Source organism: Paenibacillus sp. JCM 10914 (assembly GCF_001315105.1).
Classification (GTDB): Bacteria; Bacillota; Bacilli; order Paenibacillales; family Paenibacillaceae; genus Paenibacillus_AQ.
Map to the genome: position 1 here is coordinate 281216 of NZ_BAZR01000001.1, position 10982 is coordinate 292197.

Genomic DNA, 10982 nt, shown 5'->3' on the forward strand with positions numbered 1-10982 from the left:
GATATGTCAAAGACACCTATGCCTGTCCTCAAGGAGGACAAGCCTAAACCGAGAACAGCCAAAAAAATCATATGGATTCTGCTGCTGTTGTTCGTGGCTTTGCTGACGATCCTCTTCTTTCGGTCGCCTGTCAGCCAAGTTACGGAGATTCAATTCGCAGGCAATACGTTTAATACTGATAAGCAGCTTACCGAGCAAAGCGGGCTTCGCATCGGGGATCAGTTCTTCGGTGTAGATCCTGAGGCAGTGAAGGAGCAGCTCGCTCAGCTCGGGACGATTCAATCTGCTGAGGTGGTCAAGCGTTTTCCTGGCGAGGTTAGCATCGTAGTTGTCGAGCATCCAACGGTGGCCTATGAATTATCCGCAGACGGTGATCTTCAGGCCATTCTGTCTAGCGGCACTTCCATACCGGTAACGGCAAGTGGAATTGCGGTGGAGAAGCCGATTCTTACCCAGTGGGATCCGGAGGATCCGAATAAGGCAAAGCTTAGCGAGGTGCTTGCTCAAATACCGAATAGCATGACGACGGATATTTCGGAAATCATGCCATCGCCTACGCTCTCTTTTCCGGATCGGATCAAGTTGTACACCCGGTCGAAATTCGAAGTTATTACTTCGGTTTCTCTCCTTCATGATAAGGTGGAATACTTGAATCAGGTAACCGAGATGGAACGTCCAGGCATCATTACGATGCTGGAAGCCGACTCTTATGTTCCGTTTGAACAAGAAGTTGAAGAAGACGCCAACGAAGGGGAATAAACCCCTACTCAGGAATAGGAATAAATGGTACAATTGAAAGTATTGACAACTTGTTTGCCCTCGCATTTTTTGAATGACTTTTACGGCCTGTTATAGTAAATGTTGGCAGTAAAAAAAATGTTGAAAAAAGAGGGAAAGCACTGTGAATGTTGAATAAGTAGAGATGTATTATTTATAGAGACATTAATTTGCCAAAAACAGGAGGTGCCAGAGCTTGAGCAACAATGACATCATTGTTAGTTTGGACATCGGTACATCCAAAGTTCGTGCTATTATTGGTGAAGTGAATAATGGAACCTTTAATATTATTGGAGTTGGATCTGCCGACTCGGAGGGAATTCGCAAAGGTGCAATTGTAGATATCGACCAGACCGTGCAATCCATTCGCAGCGCTGTTGATCATGCGGAGCGTATGGTCGGTATTCAAATATCCGAAGTATATGTCGGCATTTCCGGGAATCATATCGGACTTCAATCCAGCACGGTGTTGTGGCAGTATCGAACGAGGATCGTGAGATTGGTGAAGAAGACATAGACCGTGTGTTGAAAGCGGCCGAAGTCGTAGCTCTTCCACCTGATCGAGAGATTATCGATGTAGTAGCCAAGCAATTTGTAGTTGATGGACTTGAAGAAATATCGGATCCGCGAGGATGATCGGAGTAAGACTGGAAGTTGACGCAACCATCATTACCGGCGCCAAAACAGCGATACATAATCTATTGAGATGTGTGGAGAAATCAGGTTTGAAAGTTAAAGATCTGGTATTGATACCGCTTGGAGCCGGGCAGCTTACCTTGTCCAAGGATGAGAAGACGATGGGGGCTGTAATGGTTGATGTCGGAGCAGGGTCCACTACGCTGACTGTGTTCGAGGAGGGCAGCATTGCTGCTACGACAACACTGCCGGTCGGCGGGGACTTTGTCACGAACGACATCGCCTATGGATTGCGGACGCTGACGGATCAAGCGGAGAAGGTGAAGCTCAAATACGGCTGTGCGCTGATTGAGAGTGCTGCACCGGAAGTGACGTTCAAAGTGACCCGAATCGGAAGCAATGTGGACAAAGAGTTCACGCAGGAAGATTTGGCGGCGATCATCGAACCGCGAGTACAAGAGATTTTTCAATTGGTACGTCAAGAAATTAAAAGATTGGGTTACAGTGAGCTTCCAGGTGGTTATATACTTACTGGGGGCACTATGTCCATGCCTGGTGTGCTGCAGGTGGCACAGAATGAGCTGGCGACTTCCGTAAGGGTTGCGGTTCCCGATTTCATCGGTGTTCGTGATCCTGGATACTGCAGCGGGGTCGGCATCCTCCATAATGCAATCCGGAATGTACGTGTGCGCAATACAGGAGGAGGTAACAACAGCAACAGCGGAAATAGCAAGAAACCGGTGAACCGCGCGAAACAACAAAGTCCTGTCGCAGCATCTCAGGAAAGCAGCCAGAAGCCGGGATTTATTGAACGCCTGAAAAAAATGTTCAGCGAGTTTATATAGCGGGTTCATTTGACTGTGGACGTGCCATCCACGCACATTGAGGGGGAGATGGGTTAGATGTTGGAATTTGATTTTGAAATGGAGAGCTTAGCTCAGATTAAAGTAATCGGAGTAGGTGGCGGCGGCAGCAACGCGGTCAACCGAATGATTGAGAACGGTGTGCAAGGTGTTGAATTTATAACCGTTAATACGGACGCCCAGGCGCTTCATCTGGCGAAATCCGAACATAAACTGCAAATCGGGGACAAGCTTACCCGTGGTCTAGGTGCAGGCGCGAACCCGGACGTCGGCAAGAAAGCGGCTGAAGAATCCCGCGATTTGATCATGAATACGTTAAAAGGCGCTGATATGGTATTCGTCACAGCGGGAATGGGTGGCGGTACAGGTACTGGAGCTGCGCCTGTCATCGCTGAAATTGCTAAGGAGTGCGGGGCGTTAACGGTTGGGGTTGTCACTCGTCCGTTTACCTTCGAAGGCCGCAAGCGTGCTTCCCAAGCGGAGCTTGGCATTGAAGCATTGAAAGAGAAAGTGGACACGCTCATCGTCATTCCGAATGACCGCTTGCTGGAGATCGTGGATAAGAAGACACCGATGCTGGAAGCGTTCCGAGAAGCTGATAACGTATTGCGTCAGGCCGTTCAGGGCATTTCTGATCTGATCCAAGTGCCGGGTCTGATCAACCTTGACTTTGCGGACGTGAAGACGATCATGACCGAGCGCGGTTCGGCATTGATGGGGATTGGACTAGCCACCGGAGAGAATCGTGCCTCCGAGGCTGCTCGCAAGGCGATCATGAGCCGCTGCTCGAAACTTCCATCGAGGGTGCGCGCGGAGTTATCATGAATATCACAGGCGGAACGAATCTCTCCTTGTACGAGGTGAATGAAGCCGCTGAGATCGTAACCTCGGCATCTGATCCGGAAGTAAACATGATCTTCGGTGCGATTATCGAAGAGGATATGAAGGATGAGATCAAAGTCACGGTGATTGCGACAGGCTTCGAGAGCAAGCCGATGCCAACGCCAGCGCCTCCAGGACGTCGTCCATCGGTGCCGCAAGGCGAACAGCAGCAGCCGTCGGAAGACAAGAGAGACGTTAATCTGAGACCGTTCGGGAATCAGAACAGCAATGATCAACTTGATATTCCTACCTTCCTACGAAACCGTTCACGCAACAATGATTAATGGAAATAAGCCTGTCTTTGTCATCATGATGAAGATAGGCTTATTTTTTTTGCGGTTTGATGCGTGGCACCCCTTCCTAGTTAGCAAGCTAGAATCGGACCTTGACGAGAAATAGCCGCTCCTGGCTGAACCGACGAAAAAACTCGCTCCCTCGACAAAAAAAGTCCGTGATTACCCCACAGGTTTAGACAGACTTTGAATTCTATTCTTTTTATACTAGTAACATCTCCCGTAGCCCTAATAAACATAAAGTTGCGGTAATGGATCTTGACAAGGCAGGTGAGAAGCCTGGTTGTTTATATTGATCTGATTTTTTTGGCGAACCTGTTGATTGACGGTATTTTACTGGCATTGACTGCCTGGATGCGCAGAATCAAGCCAACTTGGTGGCGATTGATACTCTCTTCGGTCACTGGCGCGCTATATGTCGTCATGATGTTTGTCCCGCAGTTGTCGTTTCTGTACACCTTTCTGATTAAATTTGGATTATCACTGATCATGTTATGGATTGCATTCGGCTTTGTGAGCTTGCAGAGCTACATTCGAAATCTGACGGCTTTTTACATGGTGAATTTTGCTGCGGCCGGAGGCATTATCGGTGTGCATTATTTGATCCAAAACTCGGGAGATGTGTTTCGCGGGATATGGTATACGACATCAGGAGGACTGTCTTTTGAGTTGAAGGTGGGTTTTTGGTTTGCGTGCATTACCTTTTTTGTAGTTGTATTCGCTTTTAAAGCCGTTCAGACCAGCAAACGTTCAATCGATCAACGCCAAACCCTGCTTGGTAATGTCACCGTATGGATTGGGGATGCCAGCATCACTTGCACAGGTCTGCTGGATACCGGCAATCAATTATGCGATCCGTTAACACGCACGCCTGTGATGGTCATGGAAGCGGCTTTATGGGACGATTATCTGCCCTCAGGCTGGAGTCAGCGACTTCTTGACGGTGAACCGGATCGACTGATTATGGATTTGATGCCAGAGGAGTTTCTATGGCAGGACCGGCTGCGTCTCGTGCCCTACCGGGGGGTGAACCGCGGTGCGGCATTCATGCTTGCCTTGAAGCCTGATCTGGTCAAGATTGAGCTTGATGGGAAGCTGTATGAATCAACGAAAGTGCTGATCGGCCTGGACGGAGGGACGTTATCGGGTGACAAGGCGTACCGTGCCATTATTCACCCGTCTTTAACAGAAGGTGAAGGTATGCCGCTGCACCGTTCGGACGCAGCTAGTTAAGAGAGTATGAAGGAATTAAGATAGGAACAATCTTTGAAACCTTAAGGACAGGGATGACATTTTAGGAGGATAAAAGATGCCCGTTAAATGGAAATTAGCGCTGCAGCTGCAGTATTATCGCGTACTTTTCTTACTAGGATTGAAGAGTCAGGAAATCTATTATATCGGGGGAAGCGAAGCGTTGCCTCCGCCGCTATCGAAAGAGGAAGAAGAGTATCTGCTGAAGAAGCTGCCGACAGGTGATGCGGCCACCCGAGCGATGCTTATTGAACGTAACCTGCGGTTGGTTGTGTACATTGCCCGCAAATTTGAGAACACGGGTATTAATATTGAGGACTTGGTATCGATCGGTGCGATTGGTTTGATTAAGGCTGTCAATACATTTGATCCGGAGAAGAAAATCAAGCTAGCTACATATGCCTCGCGCTGTATCGAGAATGAGATATTGATGTACCTGCGGCGTAATAACAAGACACGCAGCGAAGTTTCTTTTGACGAACCGCTTAACATCGATTGGGACGGGAATGAATTGCTGTTGTCGGACGTGCTTGGCACGGAGAATGATACGATTTACCGCAATATCGAAGAGCAGGTAGACCGCAAGCTGCTGCAAAAAGCGTTGGACAAACTCAGTGATCGGGAGCGGATGATTATGGAGCTTCGCTTCGGACTTCAGGATGGAGAAGAAAAAACGCAGAAGGACGTCGCCGACTTGCTTGGCATTTCGCAATCCTACATTTCCCGATTGGAAAAAAGAATTATTAAGCGACTGCGCAAGGAATTCAACAAGATGGTGTAAATGGAAAATGCAAGGAATAAAATAACCCCCCTCGGAGATAATGTACAGTAATGTTTCTCCTTGGAGGTTAGTCATCATGACGCGAAACAAAGTTGAAATTTGTGGTGTGGATACGTCAAAATTACCGGTTCTGACGAACGTGGAAATGCGGGAATTGTTCCACAATCTGCAGCAGAACAATGAACGATCCGCACGTGAAAAATTGGTGAATGGAAACCTGAGGCTCGTTCTCAGCGTCATTCAACGGTTTAACAATCGGGGAGAATTTGTTGATGATCTGTTCCAGGTCGGTTGTATCGGATTGATGAAAGCCATCGACAATTTTGATCTATCGCAAAATGTTAAATTCTCCACCTATGCCGTACCGATGATTATTGGAGAAATACGCCGTTATTTAAGGGATAATAACCCGATTCGCGTCTCAAGGTCACTGCGCGATATTGCTTATAAAGCACTGCAGGTCAGAGATCAATTAACGAATGCGAATTCGCGCGAACCGACGATTTTTGAAATCTCCGAAGCGCTGAATGTGCCCAAGGAAGACGTTGTTTTTGCACTCGATGCTATTCAAGATCCCGTTTCTTTGTTTGAACCGATATATCACGATGGTGGAGATCCAATCTATGTGATGGACCAGATCAGCGATGATAAGAACAAGGATGTATCATGGATCGAGGAGATCGCTCTTAGGGAAGCCATGCACAAGCTTGGGCAACGTGAGAAAATGATTCTGTCCATGCGCTTCTATGAGGGCAAGACGCAGATGGAAGTCGCCGATGAAATCGGTATTTCTCAAGCGCAAGTGTCAAGGCTGGAGAAGTCGGCGATCAAGCAGATGCAAAAACACGTCAAGACTTAAGGTTGCTTAGACAGTAAACCGAACATAACGATCCCGCTGACGGGATCGTTTTTTTAATGGAATTGAGTTTATTTGCCTCACCCGATCATATATTGAATCAAAGGGTGATGCGAATGATACCAGATAATCAAATGGTGGGGAAAAAGATGAAAATTTCCGATTTTCAAACTAAGGATGTCATTAATATTATCGACGGCAAGCGGCTTGGTCAGGTGAGTGATCTGGAGCTGGATCTTCGTCAAGGCCGAATCGAGGCGATTGTCATTCCAAGCTATGGCAAGTTTATGGGATTGTTCGGCGGAGGTAGTGAATTAATTATACCATGGCGAAATATCGTGAAGATCGGTTCGGATGTCGTGCTCGTTAAGATGGAGGAGCTGCGCAGACTACCAGATGAAGAGGAAGCCACAACGTATTTGGATCGTCCGGATCGGCGAAATTACTGAAGATCTGCGTCCGTAGTTCTGACTGATATGTTTCCAGCGACGGTTTTCTGTTAAACTGGTAAGCGAGGTGAACGATCATGGAACCGTTTGTTAATCGCCGGCAACCAGGGCCGAGCTTGTTGATGTTGGAGTCATGGCAGCAAGTCCAGCATCATAACCGAACGCTTACTGCCGGATTCACCGGTCGACAGGGCGGAATCAGCCAGGGACCTTATCATGGTTTAAATCTGCCTTTCACGTTGGCGACGATCCAGTCGATGTGGTGGAGAATCGGAGATTAACGGCAGCTGCGCTTGGCTTCGACCTGTCGGATTGGACCTGTGGAGAGCAGGTGCATGGCAATCAGATCAGCGTTGTTCGGGCAGGGGACAGGGGCAAGGGAAGTCTGGACCGCGCGAGTGCTTTTCAAGATGCGGATGGCCTCGTGACGGCAGTGCCCGGTGTGCTCTTGACTTCTTTTTACGCCGATTGTGTACCACTGCTGTTCTGGGATCCGATTGCTGCCGTGGTGGGTCTGGCACATGCCGGATGGAAGGGCACCGTAGCCAATATTGCATCCGAAATGGTCGAACGTATGGCCCAGGAATTCGGTAGTCGACCACAAAATATCAGGACTGCTATTGGTCCATCTATCGGAGAGTGTTGCTACGAGGTGGATGAGAGGGTAATGAATCATGTGCGAAACCTTGCGTCTGTGCCTGCCGTAATGGAAAATTCTGAGTCGAGTAAAGCGATGTATATCGACAAAGGAAACGGAAAATACATGCTGAACTTGAAAGAAATAAACAGACACATTATGATTAAAGCAGGAATATTGGCGGAACATATCGAATGTACATCGTGGTGTACAAGCTGCAATAACGATTTGTTCTTCTCCTATCGCAAAGATGGAGGCACAACAGGTCGCATGGCGAGCTGGATTGGGATGAGAGAGAGGTGAGTCGTCCCTTGAGTTTGATGGAACGTATCGATCAAGTGGAACAGCGAATTACGGAGGCTTGCCGCCGGAGCGGCAGGAACCGCGATGACGTTCATGTTATTGCGGTCACAAAATACGTCTCCTTGGATATGACAGCTTCGGTACTGGAACACGGTTTGCACCATATTGGCGAGAACCGCTGGCAGGATGCACAGGCGAAGTGGGACGCTCTTGGAAGTCAAGGGGACTGGCATTTCATCGGTCATCTTCAGACCAACAAGGTGAGGGAAGTGATTGATAAGTTTCGCTATATTCACTCCCTTGACCGGATATCGCTGGCCCGTGAACTCGAGAAGAGAGCGGCGGCACTGAATCTCCAAGTGTCTGCTTTCTTGCAGGTGAACATTTCGGGTGAGGAATCTAAGTATGGAATGCCTCCTGAAGCCGCTGCGAGCTTCCTGAAAGAAATAAACAGTCTTTCGCACGTAAAGGTGATCGGACTCATGACCATGGCTCCCTATGAATCGTCAGCGGAGATGACACGTCCCGTGTTTCGTGGTCTACGACAACTAAGAGATGAGCTGAATGAACAGGCGCTTACGGCCGAACCATTGACTGAATTGTCGATGGGCATGTCCAATGATTTTGAAGTGGCCATTGAGGAAGGGGCGACTTGGGTACGTCTCGGCTCCATTTTAGTAGGGAAAGAGGAGGATTGACGATGGGCGTTATGAACAAGTTTATGAATTTCTTGGGATTGCAGGAGGAGGAGGAAGTTGTGGAGCGCGAGGTGCTAGCTGCGCAGGACGAGCCTACCGAGGCAACGCCATTCGATCAACGCAAGAACCAGAAGAACGGCAACATTGTAAGTATTCATTCTCAGAAGAACGTGAAGGTTGTATTAGTGGAACCTCGTTCATATGATGAAGCACAGGAGATTGCGGACCATCTTCGCTCCTTCCGGACGGTCGTCGTGAACCTCCAGCGCGTGCGTAACGATCAGGCGCTGCGGATCATCGACTTTCTAAGCGGAACGGTATATGCCCTTAGTGGTGGAATTTCGAAGGTGGGCGGCAATATTTTTCTGTGTACACCGGATACCGTCGAAATTCAAGGCGCGATCTCAGAGATTTTGGCAGACGAGCATGATTATAACAGGATGAGGTGATTTAGGCTTTGACGATGCAAATTTATAGTATTGTTGCAACACTATTCCAGATTTATTTTTACATGATATTGATTTATGTCTTGATGTCCTGGCTTCCGAATGTAAGAGAGAGTTTTATTGGTGAGCTTCTTGGTAAATTGGTAGAGCCTTACCTAGCCCCGTTTCGTCGGTTTATTCCGCCGATTATGGGGATGATCGATATCTCCCCAATCGTGGCACTGTTCGTACTGCAGTTGGCCCAGCGCGGGGTATTCGCGATCCTTGAGTTTATCTTGTAGCGGGTGACGTGGGCATGAAACTAGACATTTACGATCATTTTCACAAGGACGAGCGTGAATTCGTAGATCGGGCTTGGGAATGGGTCGTCAACGCAGGGCAATACCATGAGCTGAAGCTCACTGATTTTCTCGATCCTCGTCAGCGCTTTATTCTGGAATCGCTCGTTAATCGTCACCCGGACGCTCATGCCTTATATCTAGGCGGTCACGACCGAGCTGAACGAGTACGCGCATTGATTGCTCCGGATTATCGCGATCTGCATCACGAGGATTTCAAGATGAAAGTGCTTAGCATAACTTCCGGGGATCAGAAATTTCTGGAGCTGGAGCATGGCGATTACATGGGCTCGATTCTGGGGCTTGGCATCAAACGCTCCAAGATCGGCGATATTCATGTGCATGAAGGCGGCTGTCATACGGTTGTTACGGAGGATATCAGCTCGTATTTGCACCTCAATCTGAGTCAGGTTCATAAAGTTCATGTGATGACCGAACTGTTGCCACTGGACCAACTGAAGATAGCTGTTACGAATTTTGAAGAAATGGATATTACGGTATCCTCCATGAGACTGGACGGCATTGCCAGCGATGCTTATCGGATCAGTCGCACCAAGATTGTCGTGCCTATAAAGGCGGGAAGATGCAGGGTGAACTGGAAGGTTGAAGAGGATCCATCCACCAATCTAAAAGATGGCGACGTCGTTTCTATCCAAGGCTTCGGACGGTTCAAAATATTGGAGACAGGCGGCCTGACGAAAAAAGGGCGGTACCGTATCAAGGTCGGGAAATATGCCTGACCTTTGAAGGAATTGCCGTTTTTTTGTCGAAAGTTAATATTTATAGAAGAATGGTTAATAAATACTGGCGATTTGCCGATAAACCAGGATGACCGCTTTAGTCTTACGGACGGGTGCTGTATAGCAATCCCGGTAACGATAAGATCCATATCTTTAGGAGGTGCGCACCAATGCCATTGACACCGCTTGACATACATAACAAGGAGTTCAACCGTCGAATCCGGGGTTATGACGAAGACGAGGTCAACGAATTTTTAGATCAGATTATTAAAGACTATGAGAGCGTAATCCGCGAGAACAAGGAGCTTGGCAATCAACTGATGACGATGCAGGAGAAGCTTGATCATTTCTCCAATATCGAAGAGACCTTGTCGAAGACCATTATCGTAGCTCAGGAAGCTGCAGACGAGTTGAAGCATAACGCGAAGAAAGAAGCGCAACTGATCGTGAAGGAAGCCGAGAAGAATGCAGATCGGATTATCAATGATTCGCTTGGCAAGTCCCGTAAGGTTGCCATGGAAGTGGAAGAGTTGAAGAAGCAGGCTTCGATCTATCGTACCCGTTTCCGCTCGCTCGTGGAAGCGCAGCTTGAGCTTCTGAAGCACGATGGCTGGGAGTCGCTCGAGAGCCGTGAGCCAAGTCTGGAGCCTAAGGAAGTATACTAGGCGGATACCAGGTTGACTTTTTGACGGAAAAGGACTATAACTAATATCATATTGTTGAATCACAACGTAAATTCCTTGATGGGAATAGTATGTATAAGTTCTGTCCCTCAGAGAGCCGGCATCCGCTGAAAGCCGGTGTTCAGACTTAGCAGAAGATCATCCCGGAGAAGCGAAGCTTAAAGCGTCATAGAACGTGAGTAAGCTGAGCCGTCAGCCGAACGTTATATCGGACCATGTCTGTAGTAATGGACTTGGACTTTAAGGTGCTGCTGAACTTGCTCCTGCTTTATGATAAGGAGATCAGCAGAATTAGGGTGGTATCGCGAGAACAGGTTCTCGTCCCTTTCTAGGGGCGGGGGCCTTTTTT

General features: G+C 48.1%; 10 protein-coding genes, 3 pseudogenes and 1 other annotated feature. All 13 genes and pseudogenes read left to right on the top strand.

Annotated features, from left to right (window positions below):
• Positions 1-3: 3 nt before the first annotated feature.
• The 13 genes and pseudogenes from JCM10914_RS01285 to JCM10914_RS01345 all read left to right on the top strand — a co-directional run bounded on the left by JCM10914_RS01285 (position 4) and on the right by JCM10914_RS01345 (position 10615).
• Complete coding sequence (locus tag JCM10914_RS01285; RefSeq protein ID WP_023956475.1) at positions 4-759, top strand: cell division protein FtsQ/DivIB; 756 nt, start codon at positions 4-6, stop codon at positions 757-759.
• A gap of 214 nt (positions 760-973) precedes the next feature.
• Positions 974-2258, top strand: a pseudogene (gene ftsA / locus JCM10914_RS01290) (cell division protein FtsA).
• A 57-nt stretch (positions 2259-2315) separates the two neighbouring features.
• Positions 2316-3442, top strand: a pseudogene (gene ftsZ, locus JCM10914_RS01295) (cell division protein FtsZ).
• A 288-nt stretch (positions 3443-3730) separates the two neighbouring features.
• Positions 3731-4684, top strand: coding sequence for a sigma-E processing peptidase SpoIIGA (gene spoIIGA, locus JCM10914_RS01300; RefSeq protein ID WP_081739729.1), 954 nt, complete (start codon positions 3731-3733; stop codon positions 4682-4684).
• A gap of 76 nt (positions 4685-4760) precedes the next feature.
• Positions 4761-5483, top strand: coding sequence for an RNA polymerase sporulation sigma factor SigE (gene sigE, locus JCM10914_RS01305; RefSeq protein ID WP_023956489.1), 723 nt, complete (start codon positions 4761-4763; stop codon positions 5481-5483).
• Positions 5484-5559: 76 nt separating this feature from the next.
• Entirely contained in the window at positions 5560-6342 is a 783-nt protein-coding gene (gene sigG / locus JCM10914_RS01310; RefSeq protein WP_006209087.1) for an RNA polymerase sporulation sigma factor SigG, read from the top strand.
• 113 nt (positions 6343-6455) lie between these two features.
• Complete coding sequence (locus JCM10914_RS01315; RefSeq protein ID WP_036716737.1) at positions 6456-6788, top strand: YlmC/YmxH family sporulation protein; 333 nt, start codon at positions 6456-6458, stop codon at positions 6786-6788.
• Positions 6789-6865: 77 nt separating this feature from the next.
• Positions 6866-7728, top strand: a pseudogene (pgeF, locus tag JCM10914_RS01320) (peptidoglycan editing factor PgeF).
• An 8-nt stretch (positions 7729-7736) separates the two neighbouring features.
• The gene (locus JCM10914_RS01325; RefSeq protein WP_023956497.1) at positions 7737-8426 is read left to right on the top strand and encodes a YggS family pyridoxal phosphate-dependent enzyme; all 690 of its coding nucleotides are present in this window, start codon (positions 7737-7739) and stop codon (positions 8424-8426) included.
• 2 nt (positions 8427-8428) lie between these two features.
• Positions 8429-8875: a cell division protein SepF gene (locus tag JCM10914_RS01330; protein ID WP_023956499.1), complete on the top strand. Its 447-nt coding sequence runs from the start codon at positions 8429-8431 to the stop codon at positions 8873-8875.
• A 14-nt stretch (positions 8876-8889) separates the two neighbouring features.
• Positions 8890-9153: a YggT family protein gene (locus tag JCM10914_RS01335; RefSeq protein WP_023956501.1), complete on the top strand. Its 264-nt coding sequence runs from the start codon at positions 8890-8892 to the stop codon at positions 9151-9153.
• Positions 9154-9167: 14 nt separating this feature from the next.
• Positions 9168-9950, top strand: coding sequence for an RNA-binding protein (locus JCM10914_RS01340; RefSeq protein WP_023956503.1), 783 nt, complete (start codon positions 9168-9170; stop codon positions 9948-9950).
• 170 nt (positions 9951-10120) lie between these two features.
• Positions 10121-10615 (top strand): DivIVA domain-containing protein, encoded by a 495-nt coding sequence (locus JCM10914_RS01345; RefSeq protein WP_023956505.1) that lies wholly within the window; start codon positions 10121-10123, stop codon positions 10613-10615.
• A gap of 66 nt (positions 10616-10681) precedes the next feature.
• Positions 10682-10962, top strand: a binding site (T-box leader).
• Positions 10963-10982 lie beyond the last annotated feature (20 nt).